Origin of the sequence: Pseudochrobactrum asaccharolyticum (assembly GCF_003314995.1) — a bacterium.
Classification (GTDB): Bacteria; Pseudomonadota; Alphaproteobacteria; order Rhizobiales; family Rhizobiaceae; genus Pseudochrobactrum; species Pseudochrobactrum asaccharolyticum.
The window spans coordinates 147,246-169,177 of record NZ_QNRH01000007.1; the positions used below are offsets into that span (position 1 = coordinate 147,246).

General features: G+C 44.2%; 25 protein-coding genes and 1 pseudogene. 10 read left to right on the top strand and 16 right to left on the bottom strand.

The features are described 5' to 3' along the window. Positions 1 to 189: 189 nt before the first annotated feature. Genes DFR47_RS16705 through DFR47_RS16720 form a run of 4 tightly spaced genes read right to left on the bottom strand, consistent with a single transcriptional unit; the run spans position 190 to position 4,910 of the window. Positions 190 to 1,755, bottom strand: a complete 1,566-nt coding sequence (locus DFR47_RS16705; RefSeq protein ID WP_113945553.1) for a TolC family protein — start codon at positions 1,753 to 1,755, stop codon at positions 190 to 192. Further along, positions 1,752 to 3,662: an FUSC family protein gene (locus tag DFR47_RS16710; protein WP_113945554.1), complete on the bottom strand. Its 1,911-nt coding sequence runs from the start codon at positions 3,660 to 3,662 to the stop codon at positions 1,752 to 1,754. Before DFR47_RS16710 ends, DFR47_RS16705 begins: the two co-directional genes overlap by 4 nt. Further along, positions 3,646 to 4,698: a multidrug transporter subunit MdtN gene (gene mdtN, locus DFR47_RS16715; protein ID WP_113945555.1), complete on the bottom strand. Its 1,053-nt coding sequence runs from the start codon at positions 4,696 to 4,698 to the stop codon at positions 3,646 to 3,648. The genes DFR47_RS16710 and mdtN overlap by 17 nt, the downstream gene beginning before the upstream one ends. A gap of 2 nt (positions 4,699 to 4,700) precedes the next feature. Beyond that, positions 4,701 to 4,910: a YtcA family lipoprotein gene (locus DFR47_RS16720; RefSeq protein WP_245416611.1), complete on the bottom strand. Its 210-nt coding sequence runs from the start codon at positions 4,908 to 4,910 to the stop codon at positions 4,701 to 4,703. Positions 4,911 to 5,377: 467 nt separating this feature from the next. On the opposite strand from DFR47_RS16720, the gene DFR47_RS16725 reads away from it, so the two are divergent. Beyond that, entirely contained in the window at positions 5,378 to 5,815 is a 438-nt protein-coding gene (locus DFR47_RS16725; RefSeq protein WP_113945556.1) for a YqaA family protein, read from the top strand. 939 nt (positions 5,816 to 6,754) lie between these two features. On the opposite strand, the gene DFR47_RS16735 is transcribed toward DFR47_RS16725, so the two are convergent. The 3 genes from DFR47_RS16735 to DFR47_RS16745 are packed head-to-tail and all read right to left on the bottom strand — an operon-like array spanning position 6,755 to position 9,987. After that, positions 6,755 to 7,789 (bottom strand): amino acid ABC transporter permease, encoded by a 1,035-nt coding sequence (locus DFR47_RS16735; protein WP_147245598.1) that lies wholly within the window; start codon positions 7,787 to 7,789, stop codon positions 6,755 to 6,757. Between the two features lie 5 nt (positions 7,790 to 7,794). Next, a complete protein-coding gene (locus tag DFR47_RS16740; protein WP_170137527.1) occupies positions 7,795 to 8,922 on the bottom strand; it encodes an amino acid ABC transporter permease in 1,128 nt (375 codons plus the stop codon). A 36-nt stretch (positions 8,923 to 8,958) separates the two neighbouring features. Further along, complete coding sequence (locus DFR47_RS16745; protein ID WP_113945560.1) at positions 8,959 to 9,987, bottom strand: amino acid ABC transporter substrate-binding protein; 1,029 nt, start codon at positions 9,985 to 9,987, stop codon at positions 8,959 to 8,961. 133 nt (positions 9,988 to 10,120) lie between these two features. Here DFR47_RS16745 and DFR47_RS16750 point away from each other — a divergent pair, with 133 nt between their 5' ends. Both DFR47_RS16750 and DFR47_RS22000 read left to right on the top strand, forming a co-directional pair. Beyond that, on the top strand, positions 10,121 to 10,822 hold the full coding sequence (locus tag DFR47_RS16750) for a GntR family transcriptional regulator (RefSeq protein ID WP_170137528.1): 702 nt from the start codon (positions 10,121 to 10,123) through the stop codon (positions 10,820 to 10,822). 694 nt (positions 10,823 to 11,516) lie between these two features. Continuing rightward, positions 11,517 to 11,741: a hypothetical protein gene (locus DFR47_RS22000; protein WP_245416612.1), complete on the top strand. Its 225-nt coding sequence runs from the start codon at positions 11,517 to 11,519 to the stop codon at positions 11,739 to 11,741. Between the two features lie 40 nt (positions 11,742 to 11,781). On the opposite strand, the gene DFR47_RS16760 is transcribed toward DFR47_RS22000, so the two are convergent. Beyond that, entirely contained in the window at positions 11,782 to 11,985 is a 204-nt protein-coding gene (locus tag DFR47_RS16760) for a CsbD family protein (RefSeq protein ID WP_113945563.1), read from the bottom strand. 119 nt (positions 11,986 to 12,104) lie between these two features. After that, entirely contained in the window at positions 12,105 to 12,755 is a 651-nt protein-coding gene (locus DFR47_RS16765) for an imm11 family protein (protein WP_245416613.1), read from the bottom strand. A 470-nt stretch (positions 12,756 to 13,225) separates the two neighbouring features. On the opposite strand from DFR47_RS16765, the gene DFR47_RS16770 reads away from it, so the two are divergent. Continuing rightward, a complete protein-coding gene (locus tag DFR47_RS16770) occupies positions 13,226 to 13,540 on the top strand; it encodes a GNAT family N-acetyltransferase (RefSeq protein WP_245416614.1) in 315 nt (104 codons plus the stop codon). 412 nt (positions 13,541 to 13,952) lie between these two features. Here the strand turns inward: DFR47_RS16770 and DFR47_RS16775 are convergent, their stop codons facing one another. Continuing rightward, a complete protein-coding gene (locus DFR47_RS16775; protein ID WP_113945565.1) occupies positions 13,953 to 14,531 on the bottom strand; it encodes an invasion associated locus B family protein in 579 nt (192 codons plus the stop codon). Positions 14,532 to 14,701: 170 nt separating this feature from the next. On the opposite strand from DFR47_RS16775, the gene DFR47_RS16785 reads away from it, so the two are divergent. Continuing rightward, on the top strand, positions 14,702 to 15,034 hold the full coding sequence (locus DFR47_RS16785) for a hypothetical protein (protein ID WP_113945566.1): 333 nt from the start codon (positions 14,702 to 14,704) through the stop codon (positions 15,032 to 15,034). Positions 15,035 to 15,265: 231 nt separating this feature from the next. On the opposite strand, the gene DFR47_RS16790 is transcribed toward DFR47_RS16785, so the two are convergent. Together DFR47_RS16790 and DFR47_RS22350 are read right to left on the bottom strand one after the other, a co-directional pair. Further along, a complete protein-coding gene (locus tag DFR47_RS16790) occupies positions 15,266 to 16,129 on the bottom strand; it encodes a glycosyltransferase family A protein (protein WP_113945567.1) in 864 nt (287 codons plus the stop codon). A 186-nt stretch (positions 16,130 to 16,315) separates the two neighbouring features. Continuing rightward, a complete protein-coding gene (locus DFR47_RS22350; RefSeq protein WP_374788416.1) occupies positions 16,316 to 16,549 on the bottom strand; it encodes an LbetaH domain-containing protein in 234 nt (77 codons plus the stop codon). A gap of 465 nt (positions 16,550 to 17,014) precedes the next feature. On the opposite strand from DFR47_RS22350, the gene DFR47_RS16800 reads away from it, so the two are divergent. Both DFR47_RS16800 and DFR47_RS16805 read left to right on the top strand, forming a co-directional pair. Beyond that, positions 17,015 to 17,494 carry a hypothetical protein gene (locus DFR47_RS16800; RefSeq protein ID WP_147245600.1) on the top strand — a complete coding sequence of 160 codons (480 nt, stop codon included), beginning with the start codon at positions 17,015 to 17,017 and terminating at the stop codon, positions 17,492 to 17,494. A 13-nt stretch (positions 17,495 to 17,507) separates the two neighbouring features. After that, the gene (locus DFR47_RS16805; RefSeq protein WP_113945569.1) at positions 17,508 to 17,804 is read left to right on the top strand and encodes a hypothetical protein; all 297 of its coding nucleotides are present in this window, start codon (positions 17,508 to 17,510) and stop codon (positions 17,802 to 17,804) included. Between the two features lie 1,134 nt (positions 17,805 to 18,938). Here the strand turns inward: DFR47_RS16805 and DFR47_RS16815 are convergent. The 4 genes and pseudogenes from DFR47_RS16815 to DFR47_RS22360 all read right to left on the bottom strand — a co-directional run. Next, the gene (locus tag DFR47_RS16815; protein WP_113945571.1) at positions 18,939 to 19,409 is read right to left on the bottom strand and encodes an HNH endonuclease; all 471 of its coding nucleotides are present in this window, start codon (positions 19,407 to 19,409) and stop codon (positions 18,939 to 18,941) included. Further along, complete coding sequence (locus DFR47_RS16820) at positions 19,406 to 19,618, bottom strand: hypothetical protein (protein ID WP_113945572.1); 213 nt, start codon at positions 19,616 to 19,618, stop codon at positions 19,406 to 19,408. Before DFR47_RS16820 ends, DFR47_RS16815 begins: the two co-directional genes overlap by 4 nt. Continuing rightward, a complete protein-coding gene (locus tag DFR47_RS22355) occupies positions 19,615 to 19,971 on the bottom strand; it encodes a hypothetical protein (RefSeq protein ID WP_374788417.1) in 357 nt (118 codons plus the stop codon). The genes DFR47_RS16820 and DFR47_RS22355 overlap by 4 nt, the downstream gene beginning before the upstream one ends. Before the next feature lie 18 nt (positions 19,972 to 19,989). Next, positions 19,990 to 20,196, bottom strand: a pseudogene (locus tag DFR47_RS22360) (RecT family recombinase); the annotation flags it as partial. 81 nt (positions 20,197 to 20,277) lie between these two features. On the opposite strand from DFR47_RS22360, the gene DFR47_RS16830 reads away from it, so the two are divergent. The 3 genes from DFR47_RS16830 (at position 20,278) to DFR47_RS16835 (ending at position 21,539) form a co-directional block, all read left to right on the top strand. Continuing rightward, positions 20,278 to 20,514, top strand: a complete 237-nt coding sequence (locus DFR47_RS16830) for a hypothetical protein (RefSeq protein ID WP_113945573.1) — start codon at positions 20,278 to 20,280, stop codon at positions 20,512 to 20,514. Continuing rightward, positions 20,487 to 20,726, top strand: coding sequence for a hypothetical protein (locus tag DFR47_RS21595; protein ID WP_147245602.1), 240 nt, complete (start codon positions 20,487 to 20,489; stop codon positions 20,724 to 20,726). The genes DFR47_RS16830 and DFR47_RS21595 overlap by 28 nt, the downstream gene beginning before the upstream one ends. 288 nt (positions 20,727 to 21,014) lie before the next feature. Further along, positions 21,015 to 21,539 carry a hypothetical protein gene (locus DFR47_RS16835; RefSeq protein WP_147245604.1) on the top strand — a complete coding sequence of 175 codons (525 nt, stop codon included), beginning with the start codon at positions 21,015 to 21,017 and terminating at the stop codon, positions 21,537 to 21,539. Positions 21,540 to 21,932 lie beyond the last annotated feature (393 nt).

The following is a 21,932-nucleotide window of genomic DNA, read 5'->3' on the forward strand; positions in this document are numbered from 1 at the left end:
GAGAGCGAGATATAAAGGCGTTTTGGTTGAGCAGGTTTTGCTCTTTCGCACGGTTCAGACCAGGAAGCAGATAAGAGTGTTATATACCTCAAGTCTATAACGACAATATTATCGTCTAAAAGGCATTGGGATATGTTATTGCTGTTCGGTCAGTGTGAAATCTTTGCCCAGATATTATTTTTGAAGCTTTTATTGCGTGGAAGGTGAATTCGTCCTTGTAATGATGGGCTGATCCGCAAGATTGCTTGCCTGATCGGATGAGGTGAGTGCACCTGCAAAGAAAGCCAGATTGGCGGCAGCTATGAATGCCGCGGCTTTTGCGTCTGCTTGCGCAAGCCTTGCATCCAGCAGGGCATTATTGGTTTCATTGACAATAGTGATCGTGCCAAGGCCATTTTTATAAGCCTCTAATGAAGCGTCAAATGCAATGTTTGAGGTCTGCACCAAAGTATTGGCCGCATTATTGGCGGCAAGTGCTGTTTTCAACGCATTGGAAGCCAGCACTATTTCAGCCACTGCATCAAGCTGCATCTTGCGGAATGTTTCGGATGCAACATTGGCGACGGATTGTGCATTTTTAAGCTGGGCTGCACGCAAACCACCGTCGAAAATCGGTATTGATGCCCCGACAATCATCCCTTTTTGCGATGACTGGCTGTTTAAATCCGGTAGTGCGCCGATATTAAAATCACCGGAGGGTGCTGATAAAGTTGCAGCAATAAAGACCTTAGGCATAAATTCGGCTTTGGCTACTTTAATACCTGCCTGACTGGCCTGCATAGCCGCATAACCTGCCTGAATATCAGGTCGGCGTGAAAGGGCCGCTTCGATGACTTCTTGCGTCACACCGTCGAAACGGTTTGGAATTTTACGGTCGAGTGCGCCTTTAATGTTAAGATCAAGTGTTGCGTTTACCCCCATGCCGGCCAGCAGCATCTGATAAGTGTTTTGCTCCTGGCCATTGGCGCGCACAATGCGCAATTCTGCCTGTGCCACTTGCTGGCGGGCAAGTGCTAATTCAACTGTAGTAGCTCGCCCCTCATTGAGTTTCGCTTGCACGGCTGCGAGCACAGCTTTGGAATTACGCAAGGTTTGTTGTGCGATTTGATGACCTGTCACTGCGGCTGAATGCTCGTAATAACGACGTGTCACATCAAAAATAACCTTTTGATGCATGGCATTAAAAGTGACATTAGCGGCAAAGGAAACCTCACGAGCGGCTTCACGCAAGGCCGCACGCTGCCCAAAGTCAAACACCAGCCATTTCAATGCGAGCGCCGGAACGACACCTTTCACGGTGGTATTGATATCTTTTTCACCGATAATCGGTACATCGACAGGGCGTTTTGACCGCTGATAACCGCCGATGACATTGGCAGAAATCATTGGCAGGGAAACGGCTTCAGTCATACCGACAGCAAGGGCTGCCTGTTTTGCACGCTCCCACGCATTGCGGGTGCTCGGGTTGCTGCGCTGTGCCAGATCAATCAGTGCCGGAAGATCATAAGAACGACGATTATCCACTTCAACCGGTGTGCTGATCAGTGCCAGTTCAGGCTTGGATGCGACGCCGAAATCAGCAGCTCCGGTTGTCGTCGTCGCGTCTGTTGTTGACGCTTTACCTTTTTCACCGGTGACCCAGGGTTTATCCGGTGCGCTTGGTGCCAATTCGAGTGCATCGGTTGCACAACCGCTCAGCATCAATAAAGCGCAAACCGGCCATAATGGGAAAGTTGAACAACGTCTGCCGGTCATAAACTACTGCCTGTTAATAAGATTTCTAACTCGGCGAGTTGTGCCGCTACATGCTGGTTCGGATAATGACCGACAGTTTCTGCCGGAGGTGTCGGCTTTGTATTTTTCAAATTATAGGTCTCAAGATGATTTGCCAACCGTCTCAAGCGGCCAGCTACTTCCGGCATTGGCGTATTACCGAAATAAATCGCCTGACCAATGTCGGATAATGTCTTGGTATATTGCTTTCCAGCTTTGGTCATTTGCGGTGAGGGACGCAGATGATGCGGTTCAAAGGGCAGCAAATAATAGCAATAACGCACATCTGCCAAGAGACGTTCGATTTCTGCAATTTGTGCAACATTTTGCGAGCGCTCATTGACTGGCACAAGCGCCAGATCCGCTAGTTTACGTGTTGTTTTGATCAGAGTGTCGCGTGCTGTTTGGCTCACGGGCTTTGGCCATAAGAAAACCGAAACCAGATAAACCGCTACATTGCCAATGAGAATACCGATCGCGCGGTCGCGGGCTGTGTCCAGATCAGTGGTCGGGCCAAAACCTTGCAAGACACTGAGTGTATAAGCCAGCCCGATTTGCACACCGGCATAAGAAATTTTGCGGCTACCGGCAGCCACCCAGCCAGCTATCCATGTGGCAGCGAAAACCAGCAGCATCAAACCGCCGACGGTTTCCAGATGCGGCAGCAGATAGACTATGGAAATCACACCCATCAATGCGCCGATCAGACAGCCGGTAATACGCAGTGCCAGTTTGTGCACCGTGTCACCGGCAGTGCCGAGCGAAGCCACATAACAAGTGACCATTGCGGTATGGATACCGTCCCAATTAAGCGCGGCATAAAACATGTAGCACAAAATTGCGGCGAGCGTGGTTTTGAGCGCAAACTGCTGGTAAATCGGATTGCTAAAAGCGTCAGGTTTGAAAAAACCGTCATTGCCGCTTTTGCTATAGTCGGGCTTTACCGCACCGCTGATGGCATTGATGGCTTGGCTAATACTCAAGCTTTGCGAGCTTTGTGCCTCAACTTTATCGATGGGTAAATTCTCTGAGAGAGGCGTGCCTTTATCCAGTGTATCAATCATCAGGGCGATTGTTGCAGCATGTTGCTGACGCTCATGGGGTTCGCCTTCGCGCGCGAGAGCCGCAGAAGCATAAACCAACTGATAAGAGGCCGGAATATCGACGCCAATCTGAGCGATTTTGGTTTTTGATGTCTGATGCAAAATTTGCGTCAGCTTCAGTTTCTTTTCAGCTGCTTCATTGCCTTCGCTTAAGAATACATCGAGCTTTTCATTCGTTTCGGCATTTGGGCTGTTTAATAATTGATAGGCGAGATGGAGACGGCCGCGCAATTGCTTCCGCAATAAACCTACACTCCATTGTCCGAAAAACAGGCTGAAAATGGCAATGCAAAACATTGGCAAAATAGCCATTTCCCAAGCATAACGCAGTGCCAAGGAAATAACGCCATTGATCGGAACCATACTGATCAGCGTCAACAAAAATGCGATAATCAGCGCAATAATGCTGCCACCTTCGCCCAGTTTGCTGGCGGCGCCAATAAAAATGAAAATAAAAGAAGCGATAATCATCACCAGAATACGCACAAAAGCGGATTCAACGGTTGATTGTAAAAGCGGTATCATCAACACGACAAGCAGGGTGATGGCGATAACGGCGACTGAGGCAACAAGAGTGTTTTCAGCGCCGTCCGGCTTCATCAGAAAAATAACGAGATAGACACTGATCGCTGCTTCGGGAATATGAAACAGCATGGCGATGCCGCTGACAAGCGCACAGACAAAAGCCACTCGCCATGTGGCCGCAGCACGGCCGGGAAAGGGTGCGAGGTCCGCTAATGTCTGTCTGATCGCTGTTGACAGCGAGGCTTCAGCACGGGTTGCCATTATGCACTGTCACAACAGCGGAGGCACCGGCGCGTGTCAATTCGGCAGGCGGATCAATCAGTTTAATCCGTACCGGAAAACGCTGCGCAATGCGCACCCAATTCAAGTTTTTAGGAATAAATGGCAGGTTACGCGGGATATTGATCATATCTTCGGAGCTGACACCCCAGCCAATACTGTCGACTTTACCTTTCACTACCATATTGTTATTGGCGAGAATACGCACACTGGCACAATCACCAATGCGGATATTATCCAGCTCCGTTTCAGGGAAGGTCGCAGACGCAAACCATTCGGATGTGTCAATCAGCGTGAAAACAGACTGGCCTGAAATGATGATCTGGCCGCTGGAATTGAGAAGACCGACCACCAGACCGTCATGCGGGGCATAGGTTTTGCTATTATCAAGATTGTGCTGAGCAAGGGCAAGTGCTGCCTGCCGCGCGCGCACCAATGCTTCGCTGCTATCCAGTGTTCCGACAAGCGCATTGGCGGCATCGGCTTGCTGCACGGCTTGGGTCAGACTAATGCGCGCATCATTGCGTAAAGTTCTGGCATCATCCACCTGCTGCTTGGTGACATAACCTTTCGGGCTGAGCGCTTCCAAGCGTTTCAGAGTGCTTTCGGCTAGATCCAGATTGGTGCGTGCCCGCACAACCTGATTATCGGCAATCAGTGCATTTTGGGTTTCTGCCTTCAAGGCACGACGTTGCGCTTCCATTGTGGCTTCTGCCATTTGCAGATCAGCGGCAGTTTGCTCAACGATGAGATTTAAAGGTTTCGGATCAATCGAAAATAACAGGTCGCCTTTTTTCACACGGTCATTTTCGCGCACATTAATCTCGGTAATACGTCCTGGCACAGTGGAAGAAACATTGACGAGATTAGCGCCGATCACCGCATCTTCTGAATAAGGATTTTCATGCGCCTGACGCATATAGATCCATGTCATGAAAACGGCGGTTGCCACTGCCAGCACAAAGATAATCAGGCCCACGGCATTGATTGGTTTTTTAGCGTAAGTGTTTGTTTCCATCTTCAACGACCATAAATCAGAAGGGCAAGCGCAAAAGCAATCGCCACAACCATGGCGGTGTAAGTCATCAGACGAAATGTGAGCAGATCATCAAGACCGGTGCGGATAAAAATCAAGCGTAAAATCAGCACGAACACAATCGCTCCGGCCAGACACACCATCCAGGAGGGAAAAAATGCACCTACCATATAGAATGTCGGGCCTTGCACCATTATGCTCGCTTTCAGCAATCATTTAGATTTATCGTGCAGGAATAATCTTTGCATCGATAATCCCTGTATGTAATATTTTTGAAAATTATTCATACATTAAGGTATTTTAATTGAAAGCCCGCAAGCATTAGATATTGCAATTATTCTTATTTAAATTTGATCGCCATTTAGTTAATATTCTCGACAGATCTTCTGCACTAATTATTATTCAGTTTGATGGCAATTTTTTAGATTATAAATATTGCAAATGCTATATACAAAAAATGTAGCTTTCTCATATCCAGAATAGCTCGCGTATTTTGACTGATATAATGCTGTTAGCAACATATGATAACTATTCCGAGCCTGCTCAGGGAAATGATTATTGGAACAATTTTTTCTTGTTGTTGATCAGAAATCAGATGCGCGCTGCGCTAGGTAATTTCGAGTGATTGAATAAGCCTTTGAAATAGAAACGATATCGATTGATGATTGACATAACTGCGTATGCGGGACTTTTTTTCAGTGCTTTGATAGCAGCAACGCTTTTACCAATGCAATCTGAGGCAGTTCTCGTCGGGCTTATTTTAGCCAGCAAACAATCTCCAGTATTATTGATTGTTGTAGCAAGTCTCGGTAATATACTTGGTGCGGTTATCAACTGGCTGATGGGTAGAGGAATAGAGCGGTTTAAAGATCGTACTTGGTTTCCAGCAAAAGGAGCGGTTCTGGAACGGGCTCAAAATTGGTATTCACGCTATGGAAAATGGTCGCTATTATTAAGCTGGCTGCCGATTATCGGCGACCCGCTTACGGTTATTGCAGGTGTCATGCGTGAACCATTACGGACATTTATTGTACTCGTTGCGATCGGTAAAATTACACGTTACATCTTTATTGCTGCTGTAACGCTTAAAGCTATGTAAAACGCCGATAACTAATTGATTTTAATCTCAAGTTGATAATTGCGCTGCTCTTCCCATCATATAATGTACCTACTCTATCAGTATGAGTGCGGCTATAGAACTTGCCGCGCCTTATTTACCTAATTTGGTCGGCATTGAGAATGTTGCTAACAAGTCCGAAGCGCAGAAGATGCGTACGGAATCATTGCGGGTGCACGGGGGTGACTGCGAATAGTGATATGCTGGATGCAAAAATGGTGACGCAGTTGTCGATCATATTTGATAAACTAGAAGTTTGCCTTGGCCTTTGAGCAATTTAATGAAAGCGCAATGCTAAATCATGGGGCGGTCTTTCGTTATGTGATACTCGCTATTGAAGCTGCACTTGAACCAGGTATGATTTGACCACCAGTTATGAGGACATTCTGACTGTCTTATCAGGATGAGACTATCGGTGGCATTTCGCTGAATGCGGTCGTAATGATGCCCGGATCAGATATCAAATTGAATAAGATGGCAACAAATATGCATTGTATGAGTGAAGATGCATAGCAAGGAATTATCTGGAAGCATTGATGAACTCCGGACCTGAAGCGAATTTGTCTTTCGCGACAGCCATTATGAAATCTCTTCTGGAGTTTAATCTCGCATCATTCGTTGAAAAGTCTGCACACATTTCAACGATACGCTGGGTGACTGCTTTTATAAGGACTATTTCTCTCATTTGCTCTGCTGTCACATGTTGATTGATATTCAATTCTGCAGTGAATGCAGGAAATGAAGAAAGAGAGAAAAAGTACGCAAAAAATGGAACCTTACGCAATTGAGGCCTTGATTGTGGGCACTGTTTTTCTTGTGCGGGATATCTCATGCATCTGTTTGTGTGCTGACTTAATATTAGGTATCTGATGGTGGACTAACGCTACAATTCATACAACGCTTCCTTGTAGCCGTAATTACTTATTTATACTTATACAATCTGTTTTCTAAAGCGCGGCTGTAGCGCGAAATAGAAAAGCAAATTGAACCGTAAGCTATTGATATAAAAAGATAAGCCTCTAGTGAATAAGCTCGCCATGATGGGTCAATCAGAGCTTGTTTTGCAGCAAGCAGTAAGTCTGTCAGGCCTATAATTCCGACTAGTGATGTATTTTTAAAAATATTCAAAAAAAGATTAGTGATAGCAGGCAGGGTATGGCGCAATGCTTGCGGCAGGATGATAAGCATTTGGGTTTGAATTGTACTGAGACCCAGTGCCAGTGCCGCTTCTTTCTGACATGGAGGAATGGCTTGTAAACCTCCGCGTATGGTTTCGGCGAGGTAGGCTGCACTAAATAAAGTGATTGCTGCAAGTGCTCGTATCAAAACATCTATTTGGAGGCGTGGCGATAGAAATAGCGGCAGCATAAAAGATGCCAGAAAAAGCAGGCTGACTAAAGGAATGCCACGGATACATTCAATATATGAGCGACTGATGGCACGTATAACCGGCAATCTTGATTGACGGCCAAATGCGAGGGCGATGGAAAGGGGGAAAGCAAGCGCTAAACTCCCCAAAGCTAGAAAGATTGTTAAAGGTAAACCACCCCACAGATCAGTACGTATATAGCTGAGACCTAAAATTCCGCCTCGCATCAATATTATGACTGCAATAATACCTATTGCCCATAATGGAGCCAGTAACCGCCAACTGTAGCGAAGCGAGCATGTCAGCAATAATATAATGATAGTGAAACCAACGGCTAGCAAAGGGCGCCACTGCTCGTCGAACGGGTATCTGCCGAACAGAATAAATCGATATTTTTCATGAATAAATGCCCAGCAGGCAGCTTGTACATCACGGCATGCTGTCACATCGCCCGAAAACCAGACGGCATCAATGATCAGCCATTGTAAAAGAGCCGGTGCAAGCCAGACAACACCTCCGAATACGATAAAAGTGAGTATTGTATTCGGAATTGTACCGAAAAAGCGATTGAGTATCGTGCTGTTCACAGTGCTCAACGCCCCATGTTTTGCAATATTTTCTTATTGCGGTGATTTAAAAACGTTGTGATGAGCAGGCTAAGGGCAAAATAAATCCCCATAGTCAGCGCGATAATTTCAACTGCCTGTCCGGTTTGATTGATAATCGTATTTGCAATGGACATAAGGTCAGGGTAACCAATAGCCATCGCTAAGGATGTATTCTTCACAATATTTAAGTATTGGTTGGATAATGGCGGTCTGATTAAAATCATTGCTTGAGGAATTACGATTTTAAGGATCACTATATTGTAGGAGAGCCCCAGTGCAGAGCCTGCTTCTCGTTGCCCTGCAGGTACGGAAAGTACACCGGCACGGAAGATCTCTGCAATAAAAGCTGCATTATAAATTGTTAGACCGAGTAGCATTGCAAGAAATTCGGGAAGCAGTACGCCTCCACCCTTAAACCCAAAGTTGGTAAGTTTTGGTGGATTGAAGGAGGAGCTGTAAATTGTCCAAGAAATAAATGTAAAAGACGCTGTCAGTAATAATACGGATTGAATACTGATAGGTCTTTTATTTTCATGTCTTTTCTGAGTGAAACGGTAGATATATATTGCGATAATGCCAATCAGAATGCTGATAAAACCGGTGCTATGCATATTCTGAATGACAGGAAAATGCAGGCCGGTACTGTCTAAATACACATGAGGCAAAAGTTTGTGGGCTTGTTGGTAGGACGGCATCATTTGAGTGAAAACTGCATACCAGACATAGAGCTGTACCAATAAGGGGATATTGCGTACCCACTCAATATACGTACGCGCAAAGATACAGACTGACGGATTCCGCGATAATGCAGCAATACCTATCAATGCTCCAAATAACGTAGCAAGAACTATTGCTATAATTGCGACAATTATTGTGTTGAACAGACCTGATAACAGGGCTGCTGCATAACTGTCCTTTGGTGAAAAAGGGATTAATGTTTGGCTGATTTCAAATCCGGCGGAATGCCAGAGAAAGCCAAACCCAGAGCGGATAGAACGCTCTTCAAGATTGTCTGCAAGGTTAATAGCTAGCAGAACTAAACACGCTGCAATAATGCAAATCACGACCAACTGCATTACCAAGTCACTATACGCAGATGTATTTCTTTTCATGCTAAATGCAGATTGTAATGTTTGCATCAGGCTGATTTAGCGGATCGGGAGTGCATACATTAAGCCGCCATTTGCAGCCAGTGCATTTTGACCACGCTCAAGCATGAGTGGTGTATTAACGCCAACATTTCTTTCGTAAATTTCACCATAATTTCCAACGCGTTTAATGATGTTGTATGCCCATGAATTGTCTAAGCCGAGTTTGCTTCCTATGTCGCCGGATGTTCCCAAAAACCGTTGAACCGTCGGAGACTTAGATTTCAGCAGTTCATCAATATTTTCTGATGTAATATTCATCTCTTCTGCAGCAACGAGAGCTGTCAGTGTCCATTTGTTTATGGTGAACCAGTCAAGATCAGTACGAGATACTACCGGCCCCAAAGGTTCCTTAGAAACCTTGAAATCGAGCACTTCCCAGTCGGCCGGATTACTGGTGTCCGATGCACGAACAGATGAGAGGTAGCTGATATCTGCGGTCAGGATTTGACAGCGGCCATTTAAAAAAGCCGTTTTGGCTTCCTGAGCAGATTCATAAACAACAGCCTTAAAATCGATGTTTTTAGAACGCATAAAATCGGCAAGATTGAGTTCGCTTGTGGTGCCGCCTGCAGTGCAAATTGTTGCCCCGTTTAAATCTTCCGGTTTGGCCAGATTGAGATTAGTATTGGCAAGAAATCCCTGCCCGTCATAAAAATATACGCCTGCAAATAATAATCCTAAGGATGCATCGCGTGTTAGTGTCCAGCTGACACCAGACGACAGCAGGTCAACTTCGCCGGATTGCAACGCGGTAAAACGTTGAGTGGCTTGGAGCGGAATGAAGCGTTCCCGGGCATTTTGACCTAACACTGCGGATGAAACGGCGCGGCAAAAATCTGCAGTAAGACCAATCCATTTTCCGCTGCTGTCAGGCATAGAAAAACCGGCAACACCTGTGCCGACGCCGCAATTTACTTCTCCGTTTGTTCTAATTTTATCTAAGACGGTACCAGCGAAAACGGGCGGTGTGCTTAGAAGTATACTAGCGAGACCGAGGCTTGCTAGTAATGTTTTTAGCTTTTTCATAATAGCTCCGGCAATTTTATATTCATTACTAAAATGAAGGGAATAATACAACAACCCAGATGATTAATTAAATTATGCATTTAATTTTTCCCATTATTGTGCGAGGTAAATTATATAAGTGGGGCAAATTACAGTGAATAAAGCAGAAGAAATTTATCAAATTTTGCGGCAAGATATTGTGGAGGTGCGGCTGTTGCCGAATACCCCACTCAGATTATCTGCGATTTGTGAAAGGTATCAAGTTGGTTCGACGCCACTGCGTGAGGCTTTGACCCGTCTTGAAATGGAGCATCTGGTGGGATCTGCAGCAAATAAAGGTTTTTTTGTTGCGCCTGTTTCTGTTGATGAATTGGCTGATCTGACCAAAACGAAAGGATTTTTTGAGATACAGCTCCTGCGTGAATCTATGAGTTTTGGTAATCGGGAGTGGGAAGCTAATATAGTTGCTGCTCATTATAGCTTGGCAAATGAAGTATCGCCTCTTGATCCGGAAACAAATGAAGAGAATTTTAAAAGCTGGGCACGTCTGCACACTGCTTTTCACGTTTCTCTGATTTCAGCAAACCGAGCCCCATGGTTAGAACGGTTTTATAATGAGGTGGCAGATCATATGCGTCGTCATGGGCGAGCATTGCGGCAGATGAGTAATGCGCACACTGAATCCGCGCAAGCTGCGTTGCAAGCGTCACCGGCCATGCAAAAGGCATCTTCACTTGAACCGCACACTGAATTGATGGATGCCGTGATTAAGCGCCAGGCTGATAAAGTTGAAATGTTAATCGTCGAGCACAATAAACTCACTATGCTCGCTTATGAGGAACTTGGTGTTATTTAATACCGCTGGGTAGCTAAAGACTATAGGTTGTCACTCTGCTTTGGCGAGCGAATTGGTGTTTGTTATGTTCCGTGCACTCAGGGTTTCAGATGACCCGAGAGTATGGGTGCTGAATTTTTTCATCAATCAGGGCAAAGGGGTTGGTGGTTGGACGCTAATAACCTGTTGGAGAAAGTCACACGCGATTGCATTGAGTAACCCTTAGGTTTGTAAATACCTTGTGCCCTAAAAAGAGGTAAGGAGCTTATAATTGGTAAGGGTGATTTCACTGACGATTTCAAACTTGATGCGATTAAACAGAACACTGAACGCGGCTATTCAAAACGCGTTGATCATGATGCTGAGATGAAACAGCTAAGAGATGCCGTGAAAGAAGTGCGCGACAAATTCAGAGAAGGTATATGGGAGACCAATAAACAGCTCGACCAAGTACTTGCCGCTTTGGTGCAAAATAAAAAGTAAAAGCCGCCTAGAGAGCAGACGGTCGCGATTACCTCAATTCCGTGATTTAGAATTTGTATGCAATTCCGAAGCCGCATTAGCCGCAGAGATACTCGATAAAGGCTACGCTGAATGTGTTGATCTCGTTTTAGTGGGAAGTTTTATTGCCAGGCAGTCTAGCTGGGTGTGGCAACAATCCGTGTAAGCTATTGTTATTTTATGACTGAAATATCCGCCACACCGTTTCGAGGAATTGCCAAAGGAAACGCAAGAGTTTCTTTCTCTGCTCTGTGGCGATGATATCGAAACGCTGAAAGATGGTCTTCGTTGGGTCTTTGCAACGCGTACAGTTAGTGGGTTTGTGAAGTGGATGATTGTTGCATTTTGGGGAATTATTGTTGGGGCTTTGGTGCTTTATGAAAATATAATCAAAATAGTTTCGTGGGTTGGACAAGGAAAGCAGCTACTTAAATTGTGAATGAATATAAAAAAGCCCCCATTGAGTGAGGGCTTGAAACTTACCAGGACTGGCGGGTGTACCAGTCGTCAATGTCTTTTTTGACACGATCTTTTTCGATGCCGTAGCGTTTCTGAATTTTACCTTCAAGCTGTTCTCTGCGGCCATTTACTTCATCCAGATCATCATCGGTGAGTTTACCCCACTGCTCTTTAATTTTGCCTTTGATCTGCTTCCAATTACCCTCAACTCTGTTCCAATCCATGAGGATTCTCCTTCGTTTAATGGTGTGTTGCTACATGGTTGTAACGGTGCAAATCGGCAATGGTTCAAAAAACCTGATAAAATTTACAAGTTTAGCAATGTCTGCCAATGCTCCCCCTCTTATATATCGGCTACATCGCGCAGCCGTAGGCCGGAGAAGTTGGCCGCACTCAATGCATCAAACATCGCACGGTCGCAGACGGGAGGGGCTCCCATGCGCTCCTGGTGAAAGATATGGGCTTCTCCCACAACATCCTGTTTGAACACCAAGCTGGCTCCGCCGACGAGGCTATAAAGTTTCTCGTCCTGGCCGGTCTGATAATTGTGGTCGAGTGTTATCTTCACGCGTGAGGCGGTTTCATCCAGGGCATCGATTCTGCGCAGCACATTGCCTAGGTAGTACTGAGGGCCGGGGCTCCCGTCAGCAAGACTGAAGTCGCATGCCACAAATGCAAACGCCTCGGCGTCCATCTGTTCAAACACTTGCTTCAAAGGCTCCGATAGAATCCATATGCCAGCAAGTTCTTCCAGATCGCGTGGCATTCCGCCCTTATCCGGTACGTGAAGCAGATGGGGACGCTCCGGATACTGATCTGGTATTCCGTTAGGACTTGAGACGACATTCATCCCCGGATGGATCAGTTTCTCTTCGTTGGCGATTTCTATGCCAGAAACCCTGCCGCTGCCCAGGTAGCTGGCATCGACTAGGAAAAATTTGCCCTTATGAGGTGCGGCTTGGACTGAAGTTTCAATGGCGGTCTGTTCGGTCACAGTGGCTTCCATCATAGTTGCAGGGGCAGAGCGGGAAAACAATTGAGCTGAAGCTAGCCGGACTTTGGTGCTGCCACAAGTTAGGATAGAGTAAAGGACGTTTAAAAACCGGTCACAAGGTACTGTCCTTAAAAGGGGGCTGCCTGTGATGTTTGAAATACGAATGATTTTAATGGGCAGAAAAACTAATTCTCGAGTCCGAGAAGGTAGACATATCGGGGAATTCATATTTAAAATATGAAGAATACGCATTTTACGGTGTGATCGGCTTATAAACATCCTTACAGCCTGCCGTATTGTGCCCATCCTCTTTATGTTCATAACGGAACCATTCAGTTCCATATCGCCCTTGAAGCCAAAGGCTCTCTATTTTTCCATCCTGCATGCCATGCATTAATGGATTTACTATGCCTCTTGTAATGTAATCGTTTAAAAAAAGGGTGGGACTTTTCTAATCGTCGGGGAACATGATGCTGGAAGACACAGATATTGAAGTTAGGCGCATCACAGAACTTCCAGCTGATTTATCTGACTTAATCAACGATGCTGTACTCGATGGTTTTGATGGCATGAGCCTTCTTCAAGCTCAATGGAACTCTGGTGTTAACCAATTTACACGGCCAGGTGAAATATTGGCGCTCGCAACCATTAATGGTGAGTTGGCTGGTATAGGAGGTATCACTCAAGACTTTGTTGACAGCTCCTGGCTACGTATGAGGCGGTTTTATGTGCGTCCTGCTTATCGTAGACGTGGCGTTGGGCAGGCAATTGCAAAGTTATGCTAAACTACTAAATCGTCAAATCGTATTATATGCAGCTGGTAAAGCTGCAGAGCTTTTCTGGCCAACCTTGGGTTTTGTGCCAATAGATCGTGAGAACACAACACATATACTTGATAGAGGCCACACAGAGGCGGTGAAATAAAATCGAGTTTGCGAGGAAATGTTAGCTTAGTCCATAATTGAGAGCATCGGGCCTGACCTCCGACAAAGCCCGACATTTCCTCTAATCGCACCATACCTATGCGACCTCTGTAGCCTTGCGCTTTACATCGGGCACGGTTTTCAATTTCGTGGCGATGATATCGAAGCGCCGAAAGACGGACTTCGCCTGATGAGTGTCAGGTATACGGTCGGCAGGTTGATGAAATGGATGAGCGTTGCTGTGGCGGGATCTATGTTTGAAGAAGGGATGGGGCTATTTAATTCCGGCTAATCCGGATTTTAGTCCTTTGAGCGGAGCAACTATCTCAAGTGACTGTCCTGACACTTCAGTGAAGGCAAACGTTACATCGTTGCCCTTGTTTATATGTTCGCGTGTTATAGGACCAACTGGCATCATAGCAATGCAAACAGTTTCATTACATCCTTTGTACGTGACGTCTATTGCGGTGTCTCTGCCTGAAAATTTTACCTTAAGCGGTATCTTTTGATCAGTATTCCCTAGCACCCTTAGTATCATAAAAGGATCGCTGTTTGCGGTTGCTGCTAAAGACCAGCAAAAAACCTGATTGCCAGAGGCATCAGAGATGATCTGGCTGAGATTGCAAACTTTTTCTTTTTTCTTTAGGTTCTCATCACAAATAAGCGTCCAGTTTTCAAATGGTTGGATGGTTCGTTTATATTGCCCCCATCCGACGCCATCAGGTAATTGAACCTCAGAGCTTTTAATGAAGTATTTGGGTGCTAAATCCTGTGCAAATGCAGTGTTCAACGTAAAGAAGCTGCTCACTGCAATTGCTAGTATAAAGGTTGAATGAATGCAGGTTTTTTTCATTATTAGTTTAGCGTGAAGCTCAATCCTGCACCGACACCCCAATGTCCGCCTGATGTTGTTGCTGAGACATTTGCCCGTATATCACTGTCTTCATTGGTGTAGCCCCCGCAATTGTTGCATACCGCGCATCTGCCCCATACAGTCCATTAACGCCATTCATTACGCAACGTTTGGTTGACAATAATCCTGAAATCCTGCCATACACACCACCACCAGAGCCAACGCCGGAAGAACTGTGGGCGCAGATGCTGGATAAAATTCCGTGTGAATTTCGTGATATTCTCACGGATATGGGATTATTTCCACAAATGGTGGCTGCAAAAATCAATGAAATTCCGTTTGATATCGAGCGTCAAAAAGCACTCAACGTTTGGAAAGTTTCCAGCTATATCAGTCGCGCCGATCCGCATGTCAATATGATCGGCGCTATGTTTGATAAAGCGCCTATTAAAATTGATGCCATTTGGATAATTGGATTTTGTAATGCTGAATTTCATGTTTAAGAAATGTAAGGTCAGACTGAGGCGATTCAATATGTATCGGTTCTTTTTTCTTTATTTTTACTAGAGCTATATTTACGAAATGTAAACTGTAATGAGGTTTCATCTTTTGATGCCATTGGAAGTCATTCACTAATGGCATCTATAGGTGATTATTTTTGACGAGAGCCAGACTGTCCCTCTCTTTAATATTCCATGAGTGAGGCAGGCTTAATGTCACAGTGCATGAAAATATTACTTGTATCTTTGCGGTACTCTCAACCCGAGTTTTTTCTTGGCTCTATAGTATTTATCCTCTGTTACCATAGCCTTTAGGATGTTTTTCGGTGTGAAGGATTTCATAAAATCAAAATAGTATGCAGGAACTTTAGGGGCTGCCAATATATGCCGGAACAAGACAGATATAGTATCTCTTGATTTGTAGAGGGAGCTATTAGATAGTCCTTCGGCTTGGTATTCAATAGCTTTGACGGCATCAGGAACAATGTAAATGTCGCTTGAGAGTTGCTCCAGAAAAATGTGCTCATAGCCATTTTTAAAATGAGGAGAAGGAAACCTTACTTCACCGATTGAGGTTAATTTAAATACATGGTGTTTGTCGCCCATGTAATTTGTTTTAAATTCTTTATAAGAAATACTCATTCTCTGGCTGTAGTTCTTGTGAGACGGGAACGGCTTTGAACACAATGTACAGTTGAAGCATAACCAGTTTTTATGTGGGTTCGTAATGATTTCATTCGCTATAACCTCTAGAGAGTTATCTATCAAATAATCATCGTCATCAAGTATGAAAAAGTATGAATTTTTGTTTTTGTTTTCAATTTTGGCGTAATCTATCATTGTATTTTTTGATTTATTTGAGCCAACATTATTTTTAATTTTTATATATTTAATTATTTTTTGTTGATCAGCAATTTCCTCGAGTTTTGAATAGTTTTGATTGGAGCCGTCGTTAAATATTATAAACTTATAGTTTTTGTAATTTTGTTTCAAAACAGAGGCAACAGCTCTTAAGACAAGCTCCGGTCTGTTGTATGTCGACATTATTATGTAAAAAAATGGCGGCTCGACTATGCTGGGCAGGAGGTTGTCATGCATTGGTTTGTCTCGTTGGCTGATAATTTATATATTAGAGGGCGTTATATTATAGTGAGTGTCGCTCTATAAAATCGTCAATTGGAAGAAAGAAATCATCTAGATATTTTTTAATTTTTTCGTCAGGCCAGTTCCACCAAGCAATGTTTTGTAAGTTGTGGATGGCTTCTTCATTGAACCTATAGCGTATCAGTCTTGCAGGATTTCCTGCAACCACCGCATAGGGGGGACATCCTTAGTGATGACCGCTCCCGCTCTAACTACTGCGCTGTTCCCAATTTCTACTTTTGGTAAGATTATAGCGCGTCGACCAACCCAGACATCGTGCCCAATATGGATGCCGCCCTCATTAAGCAGGTTTACGCTGTCAGCCATATTCGGATCGAGTGTCTCCCTGAGTGGAAAAGTGGATGCTGTGCTCATTGGGTGGTTCGCACGGGCAAGTAAAATTTTTTCGAATGCAAACGAATAAAATTCGCCTATAATAATTGGGCTCAGCTCACTACATACATATATTGTTTTTGGTTGAATTACGTAGGTATGCCGATCAATTTACGCGTGTGCTGGTAGGAGACATTATTTTCTGAAATCTAATTTTGTTATTAGGTTTCTGAATGATAAAATGAAGAAAATATACCTTAATTCAAAACAAGATATGAACTCTATGAATTGTATTCCATAATCCTTCTCTATTTATTTAGAAAGCATCTCACATGTTTTACCAATGATATGATTTTTGCATGTCTTTATGAGGCAGAGTGTAATCTGTATTACAAATTGCAAAGCAGTCATTTGCATAAATGGTTGCCTACAAACAATATTTTTATTTTTACGGCTTAGTAAAAAATTGGAAACTACAAATGTTGTCTTACTTATCTCAAGTGTTTCATGAAAGAAGATGAGACTTGTAAATTGAGGTGTGTGAAGACAACGGTGAATATGGTTTGGATCGGGGATACTCTTGGCCTGATTCATGCGGCGTGTTTGTGTTCTCTTATAAGGCTTGGACACGATGTTGTGCCTCATGCTTACGGTAGGCCGCATGATACCCCTGATGGCGTCCGGCTTTTTGATGCTGGTAAGTTGATGAGAGAGGCCGAAGTTGAGGTCTTTAAACGACATAATTTGCTAGCGTATGCATTCGACATATATCGTTATCGTAGCCAGCGAGAGGGAATGGGACTTTACGTCGATTGTGACGTCTTTTGCTTGGAGTCCTTTGCAGATGAGGAGTATGTTTTCACATGGGAAAGCGGCCATCTTATTGCTAACGGTATTTTAAAAAATCCGCATGATAGTGAGCTTTTGAGGCGTATCCTGAAGGATTCTGAAAACCCGCATTTCATTCCCCCCTTGGTTGCCATTTAAAAAGCAACGTAAAATGAGACTCAAAAAAATAATTGGTCGGGGAAAACATGTTGCCGATCAGGAATGGGGTGTTATTGGGCCAACCTTGCTTACACATCATGTACAAAGGTTAGGCCTTGAGAGTTTGGCAGTGCCGACGGACAGTTATTCTCCAATGTACGGTCTGTTGAGCAATCTACTGTTTGAAGAGGGGTTATCAGTCAGCGATCTCGTTACCTCTCGCACTATTGGTCTGCATCTTTACAATTCAGGACTTAAAGGAAAAGAAATTAAGCCTAATACTCCTTTATACGAAATCATTAATTCCTAGAATAAGCCGCCATAAGGCGGTTTATTTCTGTTCTATGCACCGCAGCTGAGACGATGATCTTATCTCCAGAGGTGATTAAGCCAGCTTTAATCTTGATTAATCAATTTAATGATAACTATATAATAATGCTGCTAAAATAATTCTTGAAGCGGCCAAAAACTGACAAATAGTTGTGAACGACAGGCTCAAATTTCACACTACCCTTGATTGGAACTCAAGCGCTTATCATATTACAATTAAGCATAGTCTATACATGGCCAGTTTTAGGTTGAATAATCGGTATATTAGCCGTGATATCCAATTTGAGAAAATTTTATTTCATAAAATAAAGTTTGAACCGTGTTCAGCGCGTTAATCTTTTCTTGAAGACTTAAAATGCAAAAACCTGCATCGCTTTTTAAGCTAGCATGCACTTTAGTGTTTCTCATTTTGTTCCAAGTATTTATGCGATTAGGTTGAATCTTTCCTATAGTTTCAAGCCATCGCATTTTTACGATTGCACGTTCACTGTTAATTCCACCAAGCATGTTATTAATACGATTTTTATTCTTTTTATAGGACTGTGTTTTATCTAGTTTATTTAATATAAATTGTTTTAAGTTTAAATTATTTCTTTGCTCCTTTTGAAATTCTTTGAGTTCCTTTTCCTTTGTATTTCTATGAGGTTCGCAACTCCCTCTACTGCAACAGATAAACCTATCGCATATGATTCAAATGATTTAGAGCTGGCTTCGTGTGCACTATGGGTAAATGCTGATAAGTTATGCCAGTTCGCCGTATCTTCCCCATTGGATATATAATTGAAATAACATATAAATAACTTCCGGCAATCGGTCAGATTGCGTGCTACTGGTCTTCCTAGTTTGAATGATAGTGATGTTTCGTGGGTCGACTTGAAGTAATATATCCCATTTTTATACACAATTTTGGGGTGTGGGGTACGCTACAGTAATCTCTACATTTAAAACATGCGTGACAAAGGTGTGATTTATGTGCAAGTTTCTCATTCCGCTGCTGCTGCTCTGTGCCGTGATTACGGCTTGCCAGAAAACGACATCCCCAAATGTGTGCTCAGGGTAAAACACCTTCTTTGCCCCGCGTTTTTCATAGTGGTTATGTTTTTTGATCGCTCGACTAGGTATTTGCGCGATACGCCAAGTAATGTCGCCGCTCCGGCCATGCCCACCGGTGTAAGATTTGTTGCCTAACTCGGTAGATCACCAATTCTCCACCTCCTTGCGCCAAGGCTTCGTGGCTTGCGGGTACAAACATTGCGCGAGGTGGCAGTGTTTTCGTAGGTGCAGGCTTTGGTTGCTTCCGGCCTGCCAGAGCAGACTTTGCTTGTACAGCGCCGCTGGCCTTGTCGCGCTGTCGGTCGAATTTTCTGACACGCCGAATATCGTCAGCCGTCTTTTTAACTTGGCAGACACGGCAGAGCAGGCGGCCATTGGGAACCGTTGTCTCGCCACCGAGTGCGCAGGGTAGAATATGATCGACTTCGCCTTCACCGGTTTTGAGCATGACAGAACATTTTTTACACTTGCCGTTTGCACGGGTGATGATTTGCGCTTTGATCTTGCGGGAGAACTCCATGCGCTTGCTCATGAATGAACCTCATTGAAGTTGAGGGCAGACAAAGCTGCAGCCAGTTCATCAGCCAGAATATCGGCGATCCGGTCGTTCAGGCGCTTTTGACGGTTGGCCAATACTTCCTGTGCGTTTCTCAATTCAGTTGTTGAGCGGATATGAGCAAGTGCCAGTTTCTTATTACGGCGAAACGCATAAGGAGCGGTTAGGGGAACTGTCTGCATCATGCTGCGGCTCCTGTATCGATTGTGGCAAGGCAGCGCTCTTTGATTTTAAGGACGACACCCTGCGCATAATCATCACCTTCGAGAACTGACAGCGGATCGTGTGACGACCAGATATCCTCGAGTGTTTCGATGTCACCGGCCATAGCCGGTGCTTCCTTGAGCTCTGTGAGGAAAGCAGTGCTATCGAATGGATTTGTTGATGTTTCATGTTCGGCTGGCATGATTAGCGGCGGAGCCATAACTACAGCGTGAGTGATGACTTCAGGTGAACGTTCAGCTTCATCCGGATCAATGATCCCTGCAAAGCCGATAGCGTAGCGAGTACACTGAATTGCAGCTTTGTGACGAAGCATAAGCTTTGGCCATTTTTGTCATGGCTCGGTTGGTCGCTTACATTCGTCCATATATTCGGTGACGACTGTCGGACGATTGCGGTCTTTGCGGTAGATGGAGCATTTAACCGCGATCAGATTACGCTTGTCGTCAAACTCATCCTCAAAATCGATACCGTCACACTGTGGGTGCGAGTTGATCAGATTGAACCAGCCATCCACGCCAACGATTGGCTGAACACCGCCACCCTTCTTCGGGAAGCCAACGGGCGCAAATCATGCCGGAAAACAACTATAGCTCTACGGCTTGTCGAAACTGAGAAAGAGATGAAATCTGTGGCTGCAGCAAACCGCATGAAGATGGGATTGTCTGCGAAAGTAGCCGGCACTCAGGAAGCAGGATCTGTGCTGGGGCGGCTGCATCTGCTTAATCCGGATGAAATCACCAGTGCACAGTTCGAGGCCGGTATGCGAATGGCTGAGGGCTATGCCCGTTCTATGCTTTGGCAGGTATTCCGTTCCCGAGTGTCAAAGCAATGGATATCGCTCATGTACATGGATTAGGCAACATAGACAGGCTTGATGCTGCACGAATTGCAATAAATCGCATCATGAAGATTGAGACGGTCTTAGGGCTGGTGGATCTCGCCGGAAAACCGGTGACATCAAAGGTCTGTGTGCTGGACGAGGGCGAAGGAATGCAGATGCCTCATATGATAGGTTATCTCAAGTGTGGTCTGCTTGCCTTGGTTGAGCATTATGAAATATGCACATGAACATAAAGTGATTTACTCATGAACTTGACGAGAACATGAATAAATGTCACGTTTATGACATTGGGATAATCCGATTTGGAAGGCAGCTTAAAGGCTGTCTTTTTTATATTCTTTATTAAGCGGCTTGTTATTTGCTAAGATTCCCGCTTGGGCTTTTTTGTTCTCTTGGTGAGTGAGTTCAAAGAACATACGATGAAATAATTGGCGGTTTGAATAATTGTGTAGCTCTATAATTTAAAATTTCAATATAATTAAATATTGTTGATTTTGATTCTAGGTGAGTTTTTGATGCTGAGATTTATACTTTGTTTTTTAATGATATTATTTTCTAATTCTGCTTTTGCTCTGAGTGATAATGATAGGGCAATTATCAGGGCGACATTCGATCAGGTGATGTTGGATATTAAGAATAATAATATGCAGGGGATGGTAGCAGCGTCGCCTCCCGAATTTACCCGTACAATACACGAAATTTTTGGATTAGACGATAAAACCGCTGTGAAGGAGTACGAAGATCGTCTGAAAAATGGAGATGATAGCTATAGAATTTTGGAAGTTAGTTATGACTTAGATAAGATTGTGAGTGTAAAAACAAAAAGCAACCTTGAATACGCTTTGATACCCACGCAAGATATAGTTCAAATAACGAGGTGGCGGGTTAAAGGCAAAGGCACTACGATAGCTCTTAAAGATGGCTCTAAGTGGTATCTAGTAAGGATAGACACGCGAGTAGTTTTCAAAACTCTCCAGTTACTTTATCCAGATTTAGCTGATTTGGATATGCCTCCTAACTCGACGGAAATTTTGGAATAGCTAGGTGGTGATCAGTATTTGTAGGCCTCGTAAGGTTGCTGCTGCTTAATGGGGGAAGTCAATTGTTATTTGACTTGAATAGAGGAGCTAAGTTCGGGCTTAAATCCTTTGTAAATGTATCAATTTCTTTTATCTCGTGGCAAACTACCTCTTTACCATGTGATATTTCCTGCCGACTTTCTGCCAAGAGTTTAATAAAAAGCGGTTCGTCGAGTGGTACTATACCTGTAGCGCTTATATAGCCGTGGTAATACTGATAATTATCTTCGAATTTTTCACAGCTTTCGTGTGCAGCAACTGACCTGGGCCCCAATGCTCCTCCATTTTTCAGGAGAGTCTTAGGTTATACTATTGGCCTTAAGCGGCCCGTTTTTCTAGAGCCATTTTTATTGC